The 21661-nt window shown below is 72.5% G+C and carries 19 protein-coding genes and 1 pseudogene; 9 read left to right on the top strand and 11 right to left on the bottom strand.

Annotated elements, in window-relative coordinates:
• Positions 1-2: 2 nt before the first annotated feature.
• Entirely contained in the window at positions 3-281 is a 279-nt protein-coding gene (locus AB0F10_RS16880; RefSeq protein ID WP_360624980.1) for a hypothetical protein, read from the top strand.
• A gap of 70 nt (positions 282-351) precedes the next feature.
• On the opposite strand, the gene AB0F10_RS16875 is transcribed toward AB0F10_RS16880, so the two are convergent.
• A complete protein-coding gene (locus AB0F10_RS16875) occupies positions 352-1116 on the bottom strand; it encodes a S1 RNA-binding domain-containing protein (RefSeq protein WP_360624978.1) in 765 nt (254 codons plus the stop codon).
• Positions 1117-1390: 274 nt separating this feature from the next.
• On the opposite strand from AB0F10_RS16875, the gene hisF reads away from it, so the two are divergent.
• Entirely contained in the window at positions 1391-2167 is a 777-nt protein-coding gene (hisF, locus tag AB0F10_RS16870) for an imidazole glycerol phosphate synthase subunit HisF (RefSeq protein WP_360624975.1), read from the top strand.
• Positions 2168-2455: 288 nt separating this feature from the next.
• Here the strand turns inward: hisF and AB0F10_RS16865 are convergent, their stop codons facing one another.
• A complete protein-coding gene (locus AB0F10_RS16865; protein WP_360624972.1) occupies positions 2456-2884 on the bottom strand; it encodes a hypothetical protein in 429 nt (142 codons plus the stop codon).
• A 295-nt stretch (positions 2885-3179) separates the two neighbouring features.
• The gene (locus AB0F10_RS16860; RefSeq protein WP_360624969.1) at positions 3180-3860 is read right to left on the bottom strand and encodes a hypothetical protein; all 681 of its coding nucleotides are present in this window, start codon (positions 3858-3860) and stop codon (positions 3180-3182) included.
• 59 nt (positions 3861-3919) lie between these two features.
• Between AB0F10_RS16860 and AB0F10_RS16855 the strand changes: the two genes are divergently transcribed.
• A complete protein-coding gene (locus AB0F10_RS16855; RefSeq protein WP_360624966.1) occupies positions 3920-5374 on the top strand; it encodes a PLP-dependent aminotransferase family protein in 1455 nt (484 codons plus the stop codon).
• A gap of 94 nt (positions 5375-5468) precedes the next feature.
• Here AB0F10_RS16855 and AB0F10_RS16850 read toward each other — a convergent pair whose 3' ends face one another.
• Positions 5469-7292: a long-chain fatty acid--CoA ligase gene (locus AB0F10_RS16850; protein ID WP_360624963.1), complete on the bottom strand. Its 1824-nt coding sequence runs from the start codon at positions 7290-7292 to the stop codon at positions 5469-5471.
• 571 nt (positions 7293-7863) lie between these two features.
• On the opposite strand from AB0F10_RS16850, the gene AB0F10_RS16845 reads away from it, so the two are divergent.
• Positions 7864-9075, top strand: a complete 1212-nt coding sequence (locus tag AB0F10_RS16845; RefSeq protein WP_360624960.1) for a S8 family peptidase — start codon at positions 7864-7866, stop codon at positions 9073-9075.
• A 3-nt stretch (positions 9076-9078) separates the two neighbouring features.
• Here the strand turns inward: AB0F10_RS16845 and AB0F10_RS16840 are convergent, their stop codons facing one another.
• Positions 9079-9852, bottom strand: coding sequence for a class I SAM-dependent methyltransferase (locus AB0F10_RS16840; RefSeq protein ID WP_360624957.1), 774 nt, complete (start codon positions 9850-9852; stop codon positions 9079-9081).
• A gap of 160 nt (positions 9853-10012) precedes the next feature.
• Between AB0F10_RS16840 and AB0F10_RS16835 the strand changes: the two genes are divergently transcribed.
• Together AB0F10_RS16835 and AB0F10_RS16830 are read left to right on the top strand one after the other, a co-directional pair.
• Complete coding sequence (locus AB0F10_RS16835; RefSeq protein ID WP_360624954.1) at positions 10013-11008, top strand: aldo/keto reductase; 996 nt, start codon at positions 10013-10015, stop codon at positions 11006-11008.
• A gap of 4 nt (positions 11009-11012) precedes the next feature.
• Entirely contained in the window at positions 11013-12407 is a 1395-nt protein-coding gene (locus AB0F10_RS16830) for a PLP-dependent aminotransferase family protein (RefSeq protein WP_360624952.1), read from the top strand.
• On the opposite strand, the gene AB0F10_RS16825 is transcribed toward AB0F10_RS16830, so the two are convergent.
• Positions 12302-13591 carry an amino acid permease gene (locus AB0F10_RS16825; protein WP_360624949.1) on the bottom strand — a complete coding sequence of 430 codons (1290 nt, stop codon included), beginning with the start codon at positions 13589-13591 and terminating at the stop codon, positions 12302-12304. The genes AB0F10_RS16830 and AB0F10_RS16825 overlap by 106 nt on opposite strands.
• A 249-nt stretch (positions 13592-13840) precedes the next feature.
• Here AB0F10_RS16825 and AB0F10_RS16820 point away from each other — a divergent pair, with 249 nt between their 5' ends.
• Positions 13841-15613 (top strand): ABC transporter ATP-binding protein, encoded by a 1773-nt coding sequence (locus tag AB0F10_RS16820; protein WP_360625052.1) that lies wholly within the window; start codon positions 13841-13843, stop codon positions 15611-15613.
• Between the two features lie 55 nt (positions 15614-15668).
• Complete coding sequence (locus AB0F10_RS16815) at positions 15669-17450, top strand: ABC transporter ATP-binding protein (RefSeq protein ID WP_360624947.1); 1782 nt, start codon at positions 15669-15671, stop codon at positions 17448-17450.
• Between the two features lie 4 nt (positions 17451-17454).
• Here AB0F10_RS16815 and rpsD read toward each other — a convergent pair whose 3' ends face one another.
• Positions 17455-18063 (bottom strand): 30S ribosomal protein S4, encoded by a 609-nt coding sequence (rpsD, locus tag AB0F10_RS16810; protein WP_360624944.1) that lies wholly within the window; start codon positions 18061-18063, stop codon positions 17455-17457.
• Positions 18064-18149: 86 nt separating this feature from the next.
• Between rpsD and AB0F10_RS16805 the strand changes: the two genes are divergently transcribed.
• Positions 18150-18890: a DUF2470 domain-containing protein gene (locus tag AB0F10_RS16805; protein WP_360624941.1), complete on the top strand. Its 741-nt coding sequence runs from the start codon at positions 18150-18152 to the stop codon at positions 18888-18890.
• Here the strand turns inward: AB0F10_RS16805 and AB0F10_RS16800 are convergent.
• From AB0F10_RS16800 to AB0F10_RS16785, 4 genes and pseudogenes are all read right to left on the bottom strand, one after another.
• Entirely contained in the window at positions 18887-19498 is a 612-nt protein-coding gene (locus AB0F10_RS16800; RefSeq protein WP_360624938.1) for a TetR family transcriptional regulator, read from the bottom strand. The two genes, AB0F10_RS16805 and AB0F10_RS16800, sit on opposite strands and share 4 nt — an antisense overlap.
• A 13-nt stretch (positions 19499-19511) precedes the next feature.
• Positions 19512-20249 carry an ABC transporter permease gene (locus AB0F10_RS16795; protein WP_360624936.1) on the bottom strand — a complete coding sequence of 246 codons (738 nt, stop codon included), beginning with the start codon at positions 20247-20249 and terminating at the stop codon, positions 19512-19514.
• Between the two features lie 113 nt (positions 20250-20362).
• Entirely contained in the window at positions 20363-21085 is a 723-nt protein-coding gene (locus tag AB0F10_RS16790) for an ABC transporter ATP-binding protein (protein WP_360624934.1), read from the bottom strand.
• Between the two features lie 153 nt (positions 21086-21238).
• A pseudogene (locus tag AB0F10_RS16785) lies at positions 21239-21661 on the bottom strand (hypothetical protein); the annotation flags it as partial.

Here is a 21661-nt window from a genome sequence, read left to right as displayed (position 1 = left end):
GCGTGGGCGTCGCGGTTCCCCTCGGGCTGGTCATCGAGGCCGGCACGATGTCGGCCGCGGCACTTGCCGGCGCCGCCAAGCTCAGCCCGGCCGCGATCAGGCCGTCCAGCGGCTGGTCGCGGCGGGCCACCTCACCCGTGCGGTGGACGCCGCCGACCGCGGGCGGGCCGTCGTCGCCCCCACGCCGGGACGCGGTGGGCCTGATCGAACGCGTCTACGGCCCGATCGAAAAGGCGGGCGTCGCGAACTGGCCGGCTGTTCGGCCGCCGAGCTCGAGCTGATCACCGGCCTTCTCCACCGCGGCATAGCCCTGCGACTCGCCCAGGCGGAACGCATCCGGGGCCTGACGCGCTAGGCGGGGAGCGTCAGCGACAGCCTCCGCCGCTCCCGATCGACGTCCAGGACGACGACCGCGACCTCGTCGCCGACCTGGAAGCCGTCCGGCGGCCCTGCCGTGGGCGCCGGCGTGAGCTCGTGGTGGTGGGCGGGTCCGTCGGTCTTGTCGATGTCTGGCGGCTCTTGCGTGGGCGTCGGTGTGTGCTTGTGGTGGTGGGCGGGTCCGTCGGTCTTGTCGACGTCTGGGGGCTCTTGCGTGGGCGTCGGTGTGTGCTTGTGGTGGTGGGCGGGTCCGTCGGTCCTGTCGACGTCAGGTGGCCTTTCCGCGGGCGTCGATGTGAGCTCTTGCCGGTGGAGCAGTCCCTCGATCCCGTCGGCGACCTCGACGAAGACGCCGAACGAGATCAGCGCGGTGACCCGTCCGTGCAGTTCCTGCCCCACCGCCGTGCGGTCGGCGAACGCCTGGAAGGGGTCCGGCCACATCGCCCGCAGCGACAGCCTCGCCTCCAGGTTGTGCGTGTCGAACTGCAGGAACTCGGCGGAGATGCGCTGCCCGACCCGCACCACGTCGTCGGCGGGTTCGCCGCCGGTCCGCCAGGACAGTTCGGGGAGCGTGATGAACCCGACGCCCGGGAAGATCGGGTGGTCCGGGCCGTCGTCCAGCGCCACGAACACGCCGAACCGCTCGATCGCGGTGACGGTGCCGGAAAGGATCTCGCCAGGGTGCAGCGATTGCAGGAAGGCCCAGAGTTCCGGGTTCTCCGACCGTCCGCCCAGCATGCGGCCACCCTTCCATAGGGAGGCGCGCCCGAGTGGTCAGGGCACTGCGGTTGCGCTGCCGCGTCTCGTGCAGCCGCGGGCCGGGCTGTCGAGGTCTCACGCCGCGCGGGCAGGGATGGTTCCGCCCGCCGTGAGGGCCGGTTGCGGTGGGGGAGTTCGGAGTGCAGGCGGTCATGGCCGGCGTGCCGATGAGACTCCTGGTGTCCGGCGGCGTCGCGTTCCGGCCTGTGGATATCCGCGCGCTCGCTGACGTGCGGCTCGATAGGGTTGGGACATGACGGTGGCTGTGCGGGTGATTCCCTGTCTTGACGTTGACGCGGGGCGAGTGGTCAAGGGCGTCAACTTCGTCGATCTGCGGGACGCGGGAGATCCGGTCGAGCTGGCCGCCGCCTACGACGCCGCCGGCGCGGACGAGCTGACCTTCCTCGACGTGACCGCCTCCTCGGACGACCGCGGGACCATGCTCGACGTGGTCCGGCGCACCGCCGAGTCGGTGTTCATCCCGCTGACCGTCGGCGGCGGCGTGCGTTCGGTGGAAAACGTCGACACGCTGCTGCGCGCCGGCGCCGACAAGGTCGGTGTCAACACCGCGGCGATCAACCGGCCCGAGCTGATCGCGGAGATCGCCGACCGGTTCGGCAATCAGGTGCTGGTGCTCTCGCTTGACGTTCGGCGGGTCGCGTCCGGGCCGTCCCCGGAGCACCCGAGCGGCTGGGAGGTGACCACGCACGGCGGCCGCCGCAGCGCCGGCCTGGACGCCGTCGAGTGGGCGCGGCGGGTGGCCGAGCTGGGCGCCGGCGAGATCCTGCTCAACTCGATGGACGCCGACGGCACCAAGGCCGGGTTCGACCTGGATCTGATCGCCGCCGTGCGCGCGGTGGTCGACATCCCGGTGATCGCGAGCGGCGGCGCCGGCGAGGTGGATCATTTTCCGCCGGCGGTCGCGGCCGGCGCCGACGCCGTGCTTGCCGCGAGCGTCTTCCACTTCGGAGACCTGACGATCGGCGAGGTCAAGCAGCGGCTGCGCGACGCGGGCAACCCGGTCCGCTGACGGCACCGCCCGCGCCCATCGGCGCGGCGTTGCTCGGGCGGTAGGCCTCGCGGGACCAGGTGCGGCGGTGCAGGCGTGGTGGGTCCGGCAGGGTCTGGTGCGGCGCTGCTCGGGCGCTAGGTCCCGCGAGGGTCGGCCGTGCCCGTGCGGCGGTTTCGGCGACGGGTCGGCGGCACCGTGCACGCCGGGGCGCTCCAGACGTTCGGGTCGGGGCTCGGGTCGTGTCGCGCGGACGGGCTGCGCGAACAGGCCACCCGCCACCCGGCGGTCGGTGGAGCGTCTGCCGGGTCAGCGGCCGTCGGCGAGCCGGAGCGAATACTCGCGGACCGCGGCGTTGTAGGTCTGCTCATCGAGCGACCAGTCCGATTCGCCCGGGGTCGCGGCCCGGTTCAGCTGGGCCTGCAAGGTCACCACGGCCGAGGACAGGCCGCTGAACGGCCGGGTGCGCCACAGTTGCTCGCCCGCGGAGGCCACCTCGATGAGGTCGTCGTCGACGGTGAGCAGGCCGGCGCCGACCAGCCGGCGGATGGAATCCTCCAGCTCGGCGCGGCTGGGCACGCTGTGGTGCAGGAAGTCGGCCGCCGCGAGCACGTCCGCGAGGCTCGCCCCGGTTACCGGCAGCGCCGCGTGGAGCGCCCGGTCACGCTCGAGGCGCTCGGCGATGACTGTCGACACGAAGATCCAAGCATCGTTCCAATGCCAATCGCCAGCCCCCATGTCGACATGATGCCGTGCGGCCGTCGAACCGGAAAGCAAATGTGTCTGGATGATCACCAAGCCGTGTCCTCATCCCGGACATTTCGCCCGCACCCCACCGGGATCGCCGGAAGCGGGCCGACCTCGCGGGGGATCCGTGCCATACCCGGAGCTCCGATCTGGACGGATCGGCCGGCCGAGTCCGCCACGGCGATTGAGCGGCGGTTCGGCCGGCCGGGTTGCCGCCGCGATGGAGCGGCGGTTCGGTCGGCCGGGTTGCCGCGGCGATTACTGGGCGGTTCGGGACGGGAGCGGATCAGGTGGACGGGACCGGAGCCACCTCCGCGGCGTCCACCGCCACGGCGTCCTGCGCCGGCTCCCTGGGCGCGGTCGCGAAGATCGGCATGAACAGCTGCACCAGCGGCCCGATCGCCAGCGCGTACGCGACGGTGCCGACGCCGACCGTGCCGCCCAGGATGAGGCCGACCCCCAGCACCAGAAGTTCGATGCTGGTGCGCACCAGCCGGATCGACAGCCGCGGAAAGCGGTTCACCAGCCCGGTCATCAGCCCGTCGCGCGGCCCGGGCCCGAAGCGGGCGCCGATGTACATCGCCGTCGCCACGCCGTTCAGGGCGATGCCGACCAGCAGGTACGTGACGCGCATCGCCATCGATTCGCCCGGTGCCAGCAGGGCCAGCGCGGGGTCGACGACGAGGCCGATCAGTACCAGGTTCGCGATCGTGCCGAAGCCGGGCTTCTGCCGCAGCGGGATCCACAGCATCAGGATCGGGATGCCCGCCAGGATGACCACCTGGCCGAAGGTCAGCCCGGTGGCCTTCGACACGCCCTGGTGGAACACGTCCCAGGACGTCAGGCCGAGGCTGCTCTCCATCATGAAGGCCATGCTGATCCCGTAGAGGATCAGGCCCGCGAACAGCTGGGTCGTGCGGCGCGGGAGGCGGGAGCCGACGGGGACGAGGTTGCTCATGCGGCTCATAAGTGCCACTCTGAAGGCCAATTGGACGGCGCGGAAGTGCCAATTTCGGGGAGGTGGCCATGACCACATCCATTCGGGGAGGCCAATTGGCCCGCCTCCTGGGCCAGTGGCACTCGCTTCCGGGGCGGCATCGCAGCCCCGACTATGCCGCGCTCGCCGGCGCCATCCGCGGGCTGCTCTCCGACGGCCGGCTGCCGCTGGGCGTGCGCCTGCCCGCCGAACGCGAGCTCGCCGAGTCGCTCGGGGTCAGCCGGACGACGGTCACCGCCGCGTACCGGTCGCTGCGGGAGACCGGCCATCTCACCAGCCGGCGCGGTGCCGGCAGCTGGACCACCCTGCCGAACGGGCACCGGGTCGCCTCCTCGGGCCTGTGGACGCCGGACGACGACATGGACATGATCGACATGGGCGTCGCGGCCTCGGCCGCGCCGGTCGAGCTCGTGCCCGCGGCCCGCGCCGCCGCCGACGAGCTGCCGCGCTTTCTCGGCAGCGCGGGCTATCACCCGATCGGCCTCATGGAGCTGCGCGAGACGGTCGCGGCCGGTTACTCCGGCCGTGGCGTGCCGACCAGCCCGGAGCAGATCCTCATCACCAGCGGCACGCAGCAGGCGCTCGACCTGGTGCTGCGGCTGTCCGTCCCGGCCGGCGCCTCGGTGCTGGTGGAGTCGCCGACCTATCCCAACGCCCTCGCCGCCCTCTCCGCGCGGCGGGCCCGGATCAGCACGCACGGGCTGGACGCCGCCGACGGCTGGGACGGCGAGATGCTGCTGGGCGCCCTGCGTCAGACCCGGCCGCGCCTCGCCTACGTGATCCCCGAGTTCCACAACCCGACCGGCCACCTGATGCCCGTCGAGCTGCGCGAGCGGCTGGCGGCCACGGCGCACGCGGCCGGCACCGAGCTCGTCGTCGACGAGTCCTTCGTGGATCTGCCGCTGGACGGCACGCCGGTGCCGCCGCCGGTCGCCCTCTTCGACCGGCACTCGCGGGTCGTGTCCATCGGCGGCATGAGCAAGGCCTACTGGGGCGGCCTGCGGATCGGCTGGGTGCGCGCGTCGGCGCCGCTGGTGCAGCGCCTGGCCGCCCTGCGGGTCGGCGTCGACATGGCCAGCCCGGTGCTCGAACAACTCGTCGCCGTGCACCTGCTCCGCGACGCGGAGACGATCGTCGCGGCCCGGCGCGCGCAGCTGTCGTTCCGCCGGGACGCGCTCGTCGCCGCGCTCGGGGAGCATCTGCCGGAGTGGCGGTTCACGGTGCCGGCCGGCGGGGTGACGCTCTGGGCCGAGCTCGACGGCCCGATCTCCAGCGCGCTGGCCCGCGCGGCGGAGGACGTCGGGGTGCGGCTCGCGCCCGGGCCGCGCTTCGGCCTCGACGGCACCCTCGAACGGTTCATGCGGCTGCCGTTCACGCTCGCCGCCGACGACCTCACCGAGGCCATCCGCCGGATCGCGTCCGTGCGCCACGATCTGGACCGGGCCACCCGCCCGGCCTGGCGTACGCCGGCCGTCATCGCCTGACGGGCACCCGGCCCGCGGCAGGCAACCGGTCCCGAAAGGCGGACGAGCGCCGCGATCAGGGGATCGCGGCGCTCGTTACGCAGTGCGGGGGTGCCTACAACTGGGCGAGGCTGCCCGCGTACATCTGCTCGATCTGGGCGGAGAAGTTGGTCTCCACGCTGCGGCGCTTGATCTTCATCGACGGGGTGATCTCGCCGTCCTCGATGGTGAGGTCGCGCGGCAGGATGGCGAACTTCTTGACCGTCTCCCACCGGTTCAGCTTGCCGTTGAGCTCCTCGACGTAGCCCGCGACCAGTGCCTGTGTCTCCGAGGCCGCCAGGATCTCCGCGTAGCTGTGGCTGGCCAGCGGCCCGCCGTTGGCCCAGCTCTTGATCGCGTCCTCGTCGAGCGAGATCAGCATGGTCACGAAGTTGCGGGCCTGGCCGACGATGACCACCTGCGAGGTGTAGGGGCAGATCGCCTTGAACTGGCCCTCGATCGCGGACGGGGCGATGTATTTGCCGCCCGACGTCTTGACCAGGTCCTTCTTCCGGTCTGTGATCTTGAGGAAGCCGTCGGCGTCGATTTCGCCGATGTCGCCGGTGCGGAAGAAGCCGTCCTCGGTGAACGCCTCCTCCGTCTCCTTGGGCAGGTTGTGGTAGCCGCGCATGACCGGGGCGCCGCGCAGCAGGATCTCGCCGTCGCTGTCGATGCGGCACTCGAGGTCGGCGAGGGCCTGTCCGACCGTGCCGAGCTTGAGCTTGCCCATCTTGTTGACGAAGTTGGCCGCGCACGACTCGGTGAGGCCGTAGCCCTCCCGGATCGGCAGGTTCGCCGCCGCGAAGAACTCCGCGATGTCGGGGCTCAGCGGCGCGGAGCCGGAGACCAGCACGCGCAGCCGGCCGCCGAGGCGCTCCTGCAGCTTGCTGAAGACGAGCTTCTCGGCGACCGCGTACTTGGCCTTGAGCGCGCTGCCGAGCGGCTTGCCGGCCTGCTCGAGCCGGACCTTCTCCTTGCCGATGCCGACGGCCCAGCTGAAGATCTTCGCCTTGGCGCCGCCGGCGGCGAGCGCCGTCGTGACCGTCTTGTTGTAGACCTTTTCGAAGATGCGGGGCGCCGCGCACATCAGCGTCGGCTTGACCACCGACAGCATGGCGACGAGCTTGTCGACGCGGCCGTCGATGTAGGTCGGCACGCCCACGTGGATTATTCCGCAGACCAGCGTCTTGCCGAACGAGTGCGACAGCGGCAGCCACAGGTACTGCAGGTCGGTCGACGTGAACAGGCCGGTGCCCAGCTGGGCGACGCCCTCCCAGGTCCAGCCGCGGTGCAGCAGCTGAACGCCCTTGGGCCGGCCGGTGGTGCCGGAGGTGTAGATCAGCGTCGCCAGGTTGTCGGGGCCGATGCCCTCGACGATGCGGTCGACCAGGTCCGGCTGCTCGGCGAGCGCGGCGCGGCCGCGCTCCTCGAGCTCGGCGAGGGTGAGCTGCGGCGGCGTCGCGCCGGCATCGGCCAGCCCGTCGATCAGGATGGTGTGCGTGATCGCGGTGTCGGCCCCGGAGAGCTTCAACGCCTGCTCGGGGTTCTCCGCCACCAGGATCTTCGACCCCGAGTCGGCCACGATGTATGCGGCGTCCTCGGGCTCGGTGGTCGGGTAGACGGTCGTGGTCGCCGCGCCGGCGCAGTTGATGCCGAGGTCCGCCAGGACCCACTCGAGCCGGGTGCCGCTGAGGATGGCGACCCGGTCCTCGAGACCGACACCGAGCCCGGCGAGGCCCGCGGCGATCGCGCAGGCGCGCTCGCCGATCTCGGACCAGGTGAGCCAGGTGATCGCGGTGTCGTCCGCGGTCGGTACGGCGAACGCCTGATTGTTCGGGGTCGCCCGCACACGTTGCAGGAACATGTCCGGAATCGACCGGTAGGGAACCTCGAGAGTCATCGGGCGCCGCCTCTGTGCGTCTATGGGGGTGTATTCATGTGACAGCTGAGTTACCGAAGAGTATTGCCAGCGGGCCGCGAGGGCCAGAGCACCCCGCCGGTCAATCTCCGATCGCCTCGAAGTGACCTACGCAACAATCCTACCTGCGTCGATGCCTCCGTTACGGGACGCGGGTCCGCCGGATCGCGGCAGTCTGCGCGCCGAGGGTCTCGATCTTTGAGGGCGCGCAGAAAATACGGCCGTTTGTGCACCGCTCGCCGTTAACAGTGTCGACGTAAATCGGTCGTCCGCCGGGCCGCTCGCGCACAACCCCCGCTGGGCCCCTCCCTGACCGCGATGGCCCACCCAGGGTGGCGCGGACGTGCCGCGAAGCCGATCGACGCCGTCACCGAAGCGGTTCCCGCGAAGGTCAAGATTGTTAACAATCGCCGATATGGCCCATTCGATATAGAGGCTCGTCTACATCTCGGCTCTAATCTCTGTACACAGCGGACCGATTGTCGTCCCATTTCTCCGCGGGCCACGAGCCCCGGGACACATCGGGGTCCGGCAGGCGCGAGAGAGGAAGAGCATGGCGATTCGACCCCTACGAAGCGGCCGGTTCCTGGCCGTCACCCTGCTTGTCGCGGCGACGACGACCGCCGCGACGATCGCCCCGGCGGCGGCGGCTCCGGCCACCGGGCAGATCCGGCTCGCCGGGACCGCCGACGCGGTCGCGGGCAGCTACATCGTGGTGCTCAAGGCGGCCGCGGTGAAGACGAGGACGAGCCGCGTCGCCGCCGTCGGCGACAAGTCGGCGGAGCTCGCCCGTGGCTACGGCGCGAAGGTCCGGCGGACGTTCGGCGCCGCCCTCGACGGCTTCGAGGCCACCATGAGCGAGGCCGCCGCGAAGCGGCTCGCCGCCGATCCGAGCGTCGCCTATGTCGAGCAGAACCAGCGGGTCTCGCTGCTCACCACGCAGACCGGCGCGACCTGGGGCATCGACCGCATCGACCAGCGGGCGCGCCCGCTGAGCACCACTTACACCTACACGGCGACGGCGAGCAATGTGACGGCGTACATCATCGACACCGGCATCAAGTACACGCACGGTGACTTCGGCGGCCGGGCGCGCTACGGCTACGACGCGGTCGGCTCGGGCGGCGTGGACTGCAACGGCCACGGCACCCACGTCGCCGGCACGGTCGGCGGCGCCACCTACGGCGTCGCGAAGCAGGTCAAGCTCGTCGGCGTCCGGGTGCTCAACTGCTCCGGCAGCGGCACCACCGCGGGCGTCATCGCCGGCGTCAACTGGGTCACCCAGAACGCGGTCAAGCCGGCGGTGGCGAACATGAGCCTCGGCGGCGGCGCCAGTTCCACACTCGACAACGCGGTCGCCAACTCGATCAGCTCGGGCGTCACCTACGCCCTCGCGGCGGGCAACTCGAGCGCCAACGCCTGCAACTCCTCGCCGGCGCGGGTCGCCTCGGCCATCACCGTCGGCGCCACCACGAGCACCGACGCCAAGGCGTCGTACTCCAACTACGGCACCTGCCTGGACATCTTCGCGCCGGGCTCGTCCATCACCTCGGACTGGTACTCCTCCGACAGCGCAACCAACACGATCAGCGGCACGTCGATGGCGTCACCGCACGTGGCGGGCGCGGCCGCGCTGGTGCTCTCGGTCAGCCCGTCGCTGACCCCGGCCCAGGTGCGCGACAACCTGGTCAACAAGGCCACGTCCGGCGTGGTCACCAGCCCCGGCACCGGCTCGCCGAACCGGCTCCTCTACGTCGGCAGCTGATCCTCACGGGACACGGGAGCCCGGCGCCTCGCGGCCCGGGCTCCCGCCTCCCGGTTTGCGGTACACCGAGACGTGGTCGGTGCTGGCGGCGTCGAAGACCTCGCCGCGCCAGCCCGCGTAGCGGGCCTCGAGCCGCAGGCCGGCCCGCTCCGCGAGCCGGTCGATCTGCCCCGGCCAGAGGTAGTGCATGCCGAACGGCCACAGCCGTACGCCGCCCGCCGAGTACGTCAGCGTCTGCCGGATGAACGTCTGCGCGGCCCGGTCGTACCGGTGCAGCCGCGGCGCCGCGGAGTCCTCGGTCACCGACGGCATACGGGCCTGGCGCTCCTCGCGTTCGAAGCGGGCGAGATCCGGCACGAACGCCTCGACGACGAACGCGCCGCCGGGGGTGAGCACCCGCGCGACGTTGCGGAGGCAGTCCGCCTGCCGGTCGGCGTCGACCAGGTTGAACAGCGTGTCGAAGATCAGGTAGACCAGCCGGAACCGGCCGCGAACGGCCACGTCGGCCAGGTCGCCGACGACCACCGGGAGGTCCGCGCCGCCGGGCCTGGCGCGCAGCCTCTGCACCAGCTCGGGCGAGCCCTCGACCCCCTCGACGGCGAGGCCGCGCGCGGCCAGCGGCAGCGCCACCCGGCCGGTGCCGATCGCCAGCTCCAGCACCGGGCCGCCGTCGGCCAGCCCGGCCAGGAAGTCCACGGCGGGCGCCGGGTCGCGGCCGGCGTCGTGACTCGCCGCCCGGCGCCGGCCGAAGTGCCCGCGATAGTGGAACATCGGCATGCCACACAGGACAGCAGAGCGGCCGGGCGGGCGGCAAGCGTTTTCCCGGTCGCCGCCGAGGGCCCGCGCGGCGATCGCGCCGGCGCTATGACGAGTGTCACCGGGCACCGCCGCCCGCGCCGGTGATACGAGTAGGGAAAGGCCTATCCCGGGAGACATCGTGCACAGCATCGAACTGGGCGACAAACTGACCGTGAGCGCGCTCGGCTACGGGGCGATGGGCCTCGCCGAGGTCTACGGGCCGGCGCGGGACGACGAGTCGCTCGCCACCCTGCACCACGCCGTCGATGCCGGGGTGACCTTCATCGACACCGCCGACCTGTACGGCGCCGGCAGCAACGAGCGGCTGATCGCCCGGCTGCTCGCCGACCGCCGCGACGAGGTCACCATCGCCACCAAGTTCGGCATCACCACGGTCGACGGCGACCTGAGCACCATGACCACCCGCGGCGACGCCGCGTACGTCCGGCAGGCGTGCGACGCCAGCCTCGGGCGGCTCGGCACCGACGTCATCGACCTCTACTACATGCACCGGCGCCAGGTGGCGGTGCCGATCGAGGAGACCGTCGGCGCGATGGCGGAGCTGGTCCGCGCCGGCAAGGTCCGGCACCTGGGGCTCTCCGAGGTGACCGCGGCGGAGCTGCGCCTGGCGTGCGCGGTGCATCCGATCGCCGCCGTGCAGAGCGAGTGGTCGCTGTGGAGCCGGGACGTCGAGCGCGCGGTGGTGCCCGCCGCCGCCGAGCTGGGCGTGGGTTTCGTGCCGTACTCGCCGCTGGGCCGCGGCTTTCTCACCGGGACCCTGGACCGGGCCGCGATCGCGGCGGACTGGCGTGCCGGGCTGACCCGCTTCACCGGCGAGGCGTTCGACCGCAACCAGGCGGTGGTTGAGGGCGTGCGGGGCGTCGCCGCCGAGATCGGCGCGACCCCGGCCCAGGTCGCGCTCGCGTGGCTGCGGGCCCGCGGCGAGGAGCTGGGCCTGCCGGTCGTGCCCATCCCCGGCACCCGGCGCGCCGCGCGGGTCGACGAGAACGTGGCGAGCCTCGGCGTGTCCCTCGACGCGGGACAGCGCAAGCTGCTCGACGACCTGGCCGGCGTGGTGATCGGCCCGCGCTCCGACCACGGCGACCCGAACTGGGTGTCCGACACCCGAGAATAGCGTCGTGGACCTGGTCATCAGCCTCGACGGCACCGGTGAGAAGACGGTGCGGGTCTACAGCGCCCTGCGGGCGGCCATCGTGGACGGCCGGCTGCCGGTGGGGCACCGGCTGCCCGCCACCCGCGCGCTCGCCGCCGACCTCGGGCTGGCGCGCAACAGCGTCGCGACCGCGTACGAGCGGCTGGTCGCCGAGGGTTACCTGGTGTCGCGGGTCGGCGCGGGGACGTATGTCGCACCCGTACGGGACGAACCGGCGCCGCCGCGGGCACCGGCCGACCCGCTGCGCCCGCGGGCGGGCTGGACCTTCACCCCGCTGCCGACGGCGGCGAGCGCGCCGCGACCGCGATACGACTTCCGGACCGGTGTCCCGGACGCGCGGCTGTTCCCGTTCGATTCGTGGCGGCGGCTCGTCGCCGCGGAGTTGCGGCTGCGGGCGAACGACCCCGGCGGCTACGCCGAGCCGTCCGGCCATCCCGCGCTGCGCGCGGCGATCGCCCGCTACGTCGGGTACTCCCGGTCGGTGCGGGCCGCCGAGTCGGACGTGCTCGTCACCAACGGCACCCAGCACGCGCTGGACCTGATCGGCCGGGTGCTGCTGCGCCCCGGCGACGTCGTCGCCGTCGAGGAGCCGGGATACCCGCCTGCCCGGCGGCTGTTCGCTTCGCTGGGCGCGCGCGTGGTCGGCGTACCCGTGGACGGCAACGGCCTGGTGGTCGACGCCCTGCCCGCCGCCGCGCGGGTGGTCTATGCGACGCCGTCGCATCAGTTTCCGCTCGGCGTCTCGATGAGCCTGGCGCGGCGCCACGCCCTGCTGGACTGGGCGCGGCGGCGGCAGGCGGCGATCGTCGAGGACGACTACGACAGCGAGTTCCGCTTCTCGGCGCGCCCGCTCGAGCCGCTGTACAGCCTGGATACCGTCGGCCGGGTGCTGTATGTCGGCACCTTCTCCAAGACCATGCTCCCGGCCATGCGGACCGGTTTCGTGCTGGCCCCGGCGGCGCTGCGGGAGGCGCTGGTCGCGGCCCGGCAGCTCAGCGACGGGTACGGCCAGGTGGCGGTGCAGGCCGCGCTCGCGCGCTTCATCGACGAGGGCCAGCTGGCCCGGCACCTGCGCCGGGCCGGCAAGGCGTACGCGGACCGCCACGCCCGCATCGTCGCCGCGCTCGGCGCCCATGACCGGCTCGAGGTCGTGCCGTCCGCCGCGGGCCTGCACGTGACGGCGCTGGGCGCCCGGTCCGCCGAGGTCGTCGCCGCGGCGGCCCGCCGGGGCGTGGCGGTCAATGACCTCGGCGCCTACGGCAGCGACTCGACCGGATTCGTGTTCGGCTTCGGAGCGATAGACCCGGCGCTGCTCGACGAGGGGCTGTCGATCTTCGGCGCCGTCCTGAGTGAGACGTAGAGCACGGCGCCCGCCGCCACCGCGAGGCTGAGCAGCGCGGGCGGCCCGTTGAGCACCAGCAGGGCGAGCACCGCGGCGAACGCGACCCCGGCACCCCGCCGGGACCAGCCGGGCGGCAGCAGTTTGAGCGCGGCCGCGGTGCCGAGCACGTAGACCAGGGTGAAGCACCCGGTGACCAGCAGCATCGCGGTGCGCAGGTCGAGCGGCAGCAGCACCGATGCCAGGCTGGCGAGCGTGATGAAGGCGAGCGACCGGCGCGGGGTGCCGACCATCCCGGCCGGCAGCGCGCCGTCGCGGGTCAGCGCCACGCCGAGCCGCGACGCCCCGGCCAGGTACGCGTTGACGGCGCCGATGGTGAGCAGCACGGCGACGATCGCGGTGAGCGGCCGGACCGGACCCCCGACGCCGACGGCGAGCAGGTCGGCCAGGGGCGCCGGGCTGGAGCCGGCCGCCGGGCCGAGCACCAGCACGCTGGTCGCGGCGACGGCGAGGTAGAGCACGCCGACGATCAGCACGGCCGCCGCGGTGGCCCGGGGCACGTCGCGGCGGGGATCGCGGTATTCGCCGGAGAGCGACGACACCGCCTCCCAGCCGGCGAAGCCCCAGACCAGCATCGCGGCCGCGGCGCCGACCCCGGCCCAGCCGTGCGGCGCGAACGGGGTCAGGTTGGCCGGCCGGGCGTGCGGCAGGGCCGCCACCACGGTGATCACCAGCAGGGCGGCCAGCGCCGCGGCGAGGTACAGCTGCGCCCGGCCGGAGACCCGCAGGCCGAACCAGTTCATGACGAAGACCACGGCCATGACGAAGACGAATGTGCCGATCACGGTGGCCCGGCCGCCGCCGAGGACGTCGGCGACGTAGCCGCCCGCGAACGCGGTCGCGGGCGGGGCGCCCAGCGGCACGGCGAAGTAGAAACACCAGCCGACGGCCGCGGCGGCCCGCGGCCCGAACGCCAGCCGGACGTACGTCGACACGCCGCCGCCGTCCGGGTAGCGCCCGCCGAGCGCGGCGAAGGTCCAGGCCAGGGGCGCGGAGAGCAGGATGAGGGCGAGCCAGGCCAGCAGCGACGCGGGCCCGGCGACGGACGCGGCGAGTGCGGGCATCGAGATGACGCCGGTGCCGAGGACCGCGCCGACGCTGAGCGCGGTGCCTTGTGCGCGGGTCAGGCCCCCGGTGGGTGTCATGCGCCCAACCTAGGGGTCCGATTGGAACCTTGTCCCGGCCAATTCGCTGCTGTCTGGAGGAGCCAAGTCGCCATCGGTCAAGACCCGGGAGATCCGTCAAGTGGCGGGGCTGCGCGCCGATGTAATTGTGGACACAATATAAACCCGTGGCGTTTCGCGTGCGGATCGGCAGGATGGATCGGTAAGGCCGGAACCGTCGGCGCGGACTTACGTCAGGGCGGGGATTTGACCAAGAGGGCCAGCAGGGACGTGCTGGGCCGGGGCCTGCGCGTGCTCGGTCGGGCGATCCGCACCGAACCCCGACTCTTCATCATCGGCACGGTCGGCAGCAGCCTGTTCGGCCTGCTGGTCATCGCCAACGCCTACGTGGTGGGCGCGGTCATCGGCCGGGTCGTGGTGCCGGCGTTCGCCGAGCACCGGGCCGGCGCCGCCGAGCTGGGCCTGATCGCCGCCGTGTTCATCGGCATCTCGGTGCTGCGGGTGGCGAGCATCTTCGGCCGCCGCCTCGGCGCCGGCTACATGCAGTTCCGGCTGCAGGCCCGCTACCGCAGCGCGGTCACCCGCCGCTACCTGGCCCTGCCGCCCTCCTGGCACCAGCGGCACGCCACCGGCACCCTGCTGTCCAACGCGAACTCCGACGTCGAGGCGGCGTTCGTGCCGATCGCGCCGCTGCCGTTCGCGGTCGGCACCGTGGTCATGATCGCGGCCGCGGTCGTCTCGCTCTTCTTCACCGACTGGGTGCTCGCGCTGGTCGGCGTCGCCCTGTTCCCGACGCTGTTCGGCCTCAACCTGGTCTACTCCCGGCGCATGTCGCCGCGGCAGATCCGCGCGCAGCAGCTGCGGGCCCGGGTCAGCGCGGTCGCCCACGAGAGCTTCGACGGCGCGCTGGTGGTCAAGACCATGGGCCGCGAGGCCGACGAGTCGCGGCGCTTCTCGGTGCACGTGTCCGAGCTGCGCGACGCGCTGATCTCGGTCGGCCGGCTGCGCGGCCTCTTCGATCCGCTGATGGACAGCCTGCCCAGCGTCGGCACCCTCGCCGTGCTGCTGCTCGGCTCCTGGCGGCTGCAATCCGGCGCGATCAGCGTCGCCGAGCTGGTCAGCGTCGCCTTCCTCTTCACCGTGCTGGCCTTCCCGATCCGCGCGATCGGCTGGGTGGTCGCCGAGCTGCCGCGCAGCGTGGCGGGCTGGGAGCGGGTCCAGGCGGTGCTCGGCGCACAGGGCGACCTCGCCTACGGCTCGTCCGCGCCCGAGCGCACCGGCCCGGCGGCGCTCACCTTCGACCGGGTCTCCTTCTCGTACGGCGAAGGCGCCGAGGTGCTGCACGACGTCTCGTTCACCGTCCCGGCCGGGCGCACCGTGGCGCTGGTCGGCGCGACCGGGGCCGGCAAGTCGACGATCGCCTCGCTCGCGGTCCGGCTGGTCGACCCGGACCGGGGGACCGTCTGCGCCGACGGCACCCCGCTGCCGGAGCTCACCGTGGCGGCGCTCGCGGGGACGGCGGCGCTGGTGCCCCAGGTCCCGTTCGTCTTCGACGACACCGTGCGCGGCAACGTGACCCTGGACCGGGACGGCGTCGGCGAGGACGCGGTCTGGTCGGCGCTGCGCACGGCGCAGGCCGAGGGCTTCGTCGAGAAGCTGCCGGACGGCCTGGAGACGGCGGTCGGTGAGCGCGGCACCTCGCTCTCCGGCGGCCAGCGCCAGCGCCTCACCCTGGCCCGCGCGCTCGCCGGGCGGCCGCGGCTGCTGGTGCTCGACGACGCCACCAGCGCGGTCGACCCGCGCGTGGAGGCGGCCATCCTGGCCTCGCTGCGCGGCCACGACTCCGGCGCGTCGATCCTGGTCGTCGCGTACCGGCGGGCCACCATCGCGCTCGCCGACGAGGTGGTCTACCTGGAAAACGGCCGGGTCGTCGCGACCGGCACCCACCACGACCTGCTGGCCACCGAGCCCGGCTATCTCAACCTGGTCACCGCGTACGAGCAGGCCGACGCCGCTCGCGAGGACGAAAGCGTGACGGCATGAGTGACGGCACCGAGCGAAGCGAGGGCCGGGAGCGCATGCCGAAGGTGAGCGCGGCATGAGCAGCGCTGTGTTGGAGCGGCCTGAGCCGGGGACGTTCGCGACCGTGCGGCGGGGGGTCGCGCTCTCGCCCGAGCTGCGTCCCGGCCTGATCGGCACGCTGGCCCTGGCGGTGCTCTCGATGGCCGGCCGGGTCGCCGTGCCGATCGCCGTCCAGCAGGGCATCGACCGGGGCATCCGCGCCCCCGGCGGCCCGGACCTCGGCATCGTCGCCGTGATCGTCGGCCTCACCCTGGTGATCCTCGTGGTCTCCACCGCCTGCGGCTACGCGATGACGCGCCGGCTCTTCACCGTCAGCGAGACCGCCCTGGCCGCGCTGCGCGCCCGCACCTTCCGGCACATCCACGACCTGTCGATGCTGCACCAGCAGTCCGAGCGGCGCGGATCGCTGGTCTCCCGGGTCACCGGCGACGTCGACCAGATCACCCAGTTCCTGCAGACCGGCGGCGTGATGCTGCTGCTCAGCTCGGGTCAGCTGGTGGTGACGACCGTCGTCATGATGGTCTACTCGTGGCAGCTCGCGCTGGTGGTGTTCGCCGCGTTCCTGCCGGCCGTGATCGTCATCCGGCTGTTTCAGAAGCGGCTCGCGGGCGTCTACCGGATCGTGCGCGAGCGCACCGGCACGATGCTCGGCGCGGTCGCCGAGAGCGTCGTCGGCGCCACCGTCATCCGGGCGTACGGCGTGGCCGGGCGCACCGAGAAGCGCCTGGACACGTCGATCGGCAGCCTGCGGGTCGCGCAGCAGAAGGCGCTGCGGACCAGCGTGATCAGCTTCTCCACCGGCGAGATCGCGGCGGGGGTGGCGCTGGCCGCGGTGGTGATCGTCGGCGTGCTGTTCGGCGTCGACGGCGGCCTGACCGTCGGCGAGCTGACCGCGTTCCTGTTCCTGGTGACGCTCTTCATCCAGCCGGTGCAGATCGCCACCGAGGTGCTCAACGAGGCGCAGAACGCGGTGGCGGGCTGGCGCCGGGTGCTCGACGTGCTCGACATCGAGCCCGACGTGGCCGACCCCGACGCGCTGGGCGTGCCGCTGCCGCCGGGGCCGCTGTCCGTGCGCTTCGACGGCGTCTCCTACCGCTATCCTGGCGGCCCGGTCGTGCTCGCCGACGTCGACCTCGAGATCGCGGCGCGGACCAAGGTCGCCGTGGTCGGCGAGACCGGCAGCGGAAAGACCACGTTCGCGAAGCTGCTCACCCGCCTGATGGACCCGGCGCTCGGCGAGGTGCTGCTCTCTGGCACGCCGCTGACCTCGGTGCGGTTCGCGTCGCTGCGTTCGCGGGTGGTGATGGTCCCGCAGGACGGCTTCCTCTTCGACGCGACAGTGGCGGAGAACGTCCGCTTCGCGGACCCGTCGCTGACCGACGACGATCTCGAGCTGGCCTTCGCCGGGCTCGGCCTCGCGGACTGGCTGGCCGGCCTGCCGCAGGGCCTGCAGACCCCGGTCGGCGAGCGCGGCGAGTCGCTCAGCGTGGGGGAGCGCCAGCTCGTCGCGCTGGTACGGGCGTACGTCGCCGATCCCGACCTGCTGGTGCTGGACGAGGCGACGAGCGCGGTCGACCCGGCCACCGAGGTGCGCCTGCAGCGGGCCCTGGAGACCGTCACCCGGGGCCGGACCACGGTGGCGATCGCACACCGGCTCTCCACCGCGCAGTCCGCCGACGAGGTGATCGTGGTGGACGCGGGCCGCGTCGTGCAACGCGGCCCGCACGCCACGCTCCTGCTGGACGAGGACTCGATCTACGCCAAGCTCTACGCCTCCTGGCTCGAACAGACCAGGTGAGGAATTACCTCGCGTAGAACTCGACGACCAGCTGCTCGTCGCAGACGACGGGGACCTCGGAGCGCAGCGGCGTGCGGATCACCGTGGTGCGCAGCTCCTCGACGACGGTGGACAGATACGGCGCCGTCGGGCCGTCGAGGTGGGCGCCGGTCGCCGCGACCTGGAACGGCGGCTTCTGCCGGCTGCTCTCCCGGACCTCGACGACCTGACCGGGCTTGAGCCGGTAGGACGGACGGTCGACCTTCCTGCCGTCGACGGTGAAGTGGCCGTGCGCGACGAGCTGACGGGCCTGGTAGATCGTGCGGGCCAGGCCGGCGCGCTGCACGGTGGCGTCGAGGCGGCTCTCCAGCAGCTGGACCATGTTCTCGCCGGTCTTGCCCTCCTTGCGGTGCGCGTCGTCGTACGCCCGGCGCATCTGGGCCTCGCTGATGTTGTATTGGTGGCGCAGCCGCTGCTTCTCGAGCAACCGGACCTGGTAGTCCGAGGCCTTGCGCCGCCCCCTGCCGTGCACGCCGGGCGGGAACGGCCGCCGCTCGAAGTACTTGACGCACTTACGCGTGAGTGGAATTCCGAGAGCCCTCGACAGCCGGGCCTTGGGTCGGGAGTTGTTCACGGGCGATCTCACTTCGTTTTCGGGATGCTATATGGTTAGCCTCACCTTACTAAGGCAAGCCTAACTGGTGCCCGGAGGTACCCGACATGCAGCCCACCCACGCCGAGGTCGCCCGCACTCTCGCCGCCGGCCACCTGCCCGCCACCGCGCACATCGCGTGCCGGCAGGGCCCGTACCCGGTGCGGCACGTGACCGACAGCCAGGGGCGGATGCTGCTCCTCGCGCCCAGCAACGGCGCGCTGACCACCGCGCTGCGGCCGCAGAAGGGCGTCGACGACACCGCGCTCGTGCTCGACATCGGTGACCTGCCGCCGGTCGCCGGCGCGCCGTCGCTGGGCCGGGTCTGGATCGCCGGCTGGGCCGTCGCCCTCACCGGCGACGAGGCCCGCGCGGCCGCGCTCGACTACGCCGACACCGACCCGGCGTCCGACCTGCTCGACGTCGGAGACTCACAGGTCCTGCACCGGATGGACGTGGCCGAGGTGCGCTACGAGCGCAACGGCGTGCTTGTCGACGTCGACCCCGACGACTACGCGCTGGCCACCCCGGACCCGCTGCGGGCGATCGAGTTCGACCTGATCGCCGACCTCGCCGACCACCACGTCGACGAGATGGCCGACTACCTGCGCCGCCGGTTGGGCCCGGCCGCCCACGCCGGCGACGAGCCCCGGGTGGTGCGCCTGGACCGGTACGGCTTCGTGGTCCGCCTCGGCGCCCGGCTCGCCCGGCTGTCCTTCCCGCGCCCGGTGGCCGACCGGCACGACCTGGCCCACCTGCTGCACCCGGTGCTGTGCCACCGCTGCGCCGGCGCGCACGAGGCGGCCTAAGGAGTGTCGAAGACTCCCGGCAGGTCACCCGTCAGGTAGCGCTGCACGGTCGGGGCGATCGCGGCGACCAGCTGCTCGGTCGGCGCGGACGCCACGGGTTCGACCTTGAGCACGTAGCGGACCACCGCGAGCCCGCCGATCTGGGTCGCGACCAGGGCCGCCCGGGTCGGTGCCTCCGCCTCGTCGATGCCGAGCTCGGCGATCGCGCGGCGCAGCACCTGGGTGACCACGAACTCGCGCATCAGCCGCGCGGTCCACTCGTTGCTCAGTGCGGAACGGAACAGGGCGACCGCGGCGGCGCCGGACGGCGAGTCCCAGATGCCGAGGACCAGCCGCACCAGCCGCTCGCCGGCCTCCTCGCTCGGCCCGGCCATCGCCTCCGGGATGACCGCGGCCGGGTCGATCGGCGAGTTCATGCTTGCCAGGAAGAGCTTTTCCTTGGTGCCGAAGTAGTGGTGCACCAGGGCGGGGTCGACCTGCGCCTCGCCGGCGATCGCCCGGATCGAGGCCTTGTCGAAACCCCGCTCCGCGAAGACCCTGCGGGCGGATTCCAGGATGGACTGCTTGGTGTCCTGGTTTCCCGGACGCCGCCCGCTGCGCCGTACCAAAAATGCTCCTCGATCAGGGGGTGCGACGCCGGAGCGTCGCCGCGGCCAGGACCAGCGCGACGACGGCCGCGCCGGCCACGACCGTGAGGCCGCGCCACATTGTCGTGGTGGGGTCCGGGTGCGCACCGACCTGGGCCAGCGCCTCGACCGCATACGACAGCGGCAGCACGTCGGCGACCGCCTGCAGCCAGCCCGCCATCTGAGCCCGCGGCACGAACAGCCCGCAGAGCAGCAGCTGGGGAATGACCACCACCGGTAGGAACTGTACGGCCTGGAACTCGGTGCGCGCGAAGGCGCTGCAGAACAGCCCGAGCGCCACCCCCAGCACGGCGTTGACCACCGCGATCAGCACGACCAGCCCGGCGTTGCCGACCGTGTCGAGCCCGAGCAGCAGGTACGCCGCCGCGACCGCGACCGTGGCCTGCACCGCCGCGGCGAGCCCGAACGCGAGCCCGTAGCCGAAGAGCAGGTCCAGCTTGCCGAGCGGGGTGGTGAGCAGCCGCTCCAGCGTGCCGGAGGTGCGTTCGCGCAGCATCGCGATGCTGGTCACCAGGAACATGATCACGAACGGGAAGACGCCGAGCATGACCAGGGCGATCCGGTCGAAGGTGCCGCCCGCGTTGTCGAACATGTAGTAGAGCAGGGTGAGCAGGACGGCCGGGACCGCGACCAGCAGGCCGACGGTGCGCCGATCGTGGCGCAGCTGCCGCAGGATGCGCGCGGCCGTGGAGAACGTGATCCGAAGACTCATGCGGTGCCTCCCCTCGGCATGCGCTCCTGGCCCTCGCTGCGCTCGGTGCAGTCACTCATGCGGTGCCTCCTTCGGCATGCGTTCCTGGCCCTCGCTGCGCTCGGTGCAGTCACTCATGCCGCTACCTGCTCGGTGTTGTGGATCAAGTGGAGGAAGGCCGCCTCCAGGTCGTCGGTGCCCGCCGCGGTGCGGATCGCGGCGGGGGAGTCGTCGCCGATCAGCCGGCCCTCGCGGATCAGCAGCAGCCGGTCGCACCGCCCGGCCTCGTCCATGACGTGGCTGGAGACCAGCAGGGTGGTGCCCTCGTCGGCGAGGGCGTGGAACCTGCCCCACAGGTCGGCGCGCAGCACCGGGTCCTGGCCGACGGTGGGCTCGTCGAGCACCAGCAGCCGGGGCTTGCCGATCATCGCGCAGCCGAGTGAGGCGCGGCTGCGCTGGCCGCCGGAGAGGTTGCCGACCAGTTGCCCGGCCGCGTCGGCCAGGCCGACGTCCGCGATCGCCCGGTCCGCGTCGGCCGCGGAGAGGCCGTAGAGGGACGCGAAGTACCGCGCGTTCTCCCGGACCGTGAGGTCGGCGTAGACGCTGGGCGCCTGTGTCACATAGCCGACCGTGCGCCGCAGGGCGGCCGACCCGGCCGGCTCGCCGAGCACGGTGACCGTGCCCGACTTCACGATCTGCACGCCGACGATCGCCCGGATGAGCGTCGTCTTGCCGCTGCCGCTGGGGCCGAGCAGGCCGACGACGCTGCCGGCCGGAATCGAGCAACTGATCCCGTGCAGCACCCGGCGTCTGCCCCGCTCGACCACGAGGTCGTCGACCTCTATAGCGCTGGTCATCCCGCCTCCTTCCATGAACTCAACGAATGATGATTTCAACGCTAGATGAATTACGCGCGCAAGGCAATCGGCAATCGGCGATGCGGCGTCCGGAAACGACGGAAGCCGCGCTCCCCGAGCGGGGAATCGCGGCTTCCGTGCGGTTACGAGGCGTTAGAGGGCGAGGATGCGGTCCAGGAACTCGCGGTAGCCGCGCATCGCCATGCGCATGCTCTCGGTGTCGGGCGTCGGGGTGTCGCGCAGCGGGTCGAGATCGTCGCGCTCCGCCAGCATCGACTCGGTCAACTCGTGCACGGCCTCGGTGAGCAGGTCGTGAGCCCTGGTCAGCGCGGCAACCGGGTCGTCGACGAACTGCGCCTTGATCTCGTGCCACTCGGCGCGGAACTGCTCGCTCGCGGGCTCGTCCCAGAAGGTGATCGAGGTCTCGTGCACGTCGCCGGGGCGCAGCGGGGTCTCGGCCGGGTCGGGGTCGGCGGCGCGGGCCGCCCGCCGGCCGCCGGGTGCCTCGCCGGCATCGTCGAGGCTCGCGGCCCGGCGCGGCGCCGGGGTGGAGTCGTCGTCGCGGCTGCGGCGGCC

Source organism: Actinoplanes sp. NPDC026623 (assembly GCF_040638275.1).
Taxonomy (GTDB): domain Bacteria; phylum Actinomycetota; class Actinomycetes; order Mycobacteriales; family Micromonosporaceae; genus Actinoplanes.
The sequence above is the reverse complement of the archived record's forward strand: the minus strand, read 5'-3'. Positions and strand labels throughout refer to the sequence as shown.

Coding starts and splice junctions, on each gene's coding strand:
- AB0F10_RS16875 (WP_360624978.1), bottom strand. CDS start 1,116: ATGCTGGGCGGACGGTCGGAGAACCCGGAACTCTGGGCCTTCCTGCAA.
- hisF (WP_360624975.1), top strand. CDS start 1,391: ATGACGGTGGCTGTGCGGGTGATTCCCTGTCTTGACGTTGACGCGGGG.
- AB0F10_RS16865 (WP_360624972.1), bottom strand. CDS start 2,884: ATGGGGGCTGGCGATTGGCATTGGAACGATGCTTGGATCTTCGTGTCG.
- AB0F10_RS16860 (WP_360624969.1), bottom strand. CDS start 3,860: ATGAGCCGCATGAGCAACCTCGTCCCCGTCGGCTCCCGCCTCCCGCGC.
- AB0F10_RS16855 (WP_360624966.1), top strand. CDS start 3,920: ATGACCACATCCATTCGGGGAGGCCAATTGGCCCGCCTCCTGGGCCAG.
- AB0F10_RS16850 (WP_360624963.1), bottom strand. CDS start 7,292: ATGACTCTCGAGGTTCCCTACCGGTCGATTCCGGACATGTTCCTGCAA.
- AB0F10_RS16845 (WP_360624960.1), top strand. CDS start 7,864: ATGGCGATTCGACCCCTACGAAGCGGCCGGTTCCTGGCCGTCACCCTG.
- AB0F10_RS16840 (WP_360624957.1), bottom strand. CDS start 9,852: ATGCCGATGTTCCACTATCGCGGGCACTTCGGCCGGCGCCGGGCGGCG.
- AB0F10_RS16825 (WP_360624949.1), bottom strand. CDS start 13,591: ATGACACCCACCGGGGGCCTGACCCGCGCACAAGGCACCGCGCTCAGC.
- AB0F10_RS16815 (WP_360624947.1), top strand. CDS start 15,669: ATGAGCAGCGCTGTGTTGGAGCGGCCTGAGCCGGGGACGTTCGCGACC.
- AB0F10_RS16805 (WP_360624941.1), top strand. CDS start 18,150: ATGCAGCCCACCCACGCCGAGGTCGCCCGCACTCTCGCCGCCGGCCAC.
- AB0F10_RS16795 (WP_360624936.1), bottom strand. CDS start 20,249: ATGAGTCTTCGGATCACGTTCTCCACGGCCGCGCGCATCCTGCGGCAG.
- AB0F10_RS16790 (WP_360624934.1), bottom strand. CDS start 21,085: ATGACCAGCGCTATAGAGGTCGACGACCTCGTGGTCGAGCGGGGCAGA.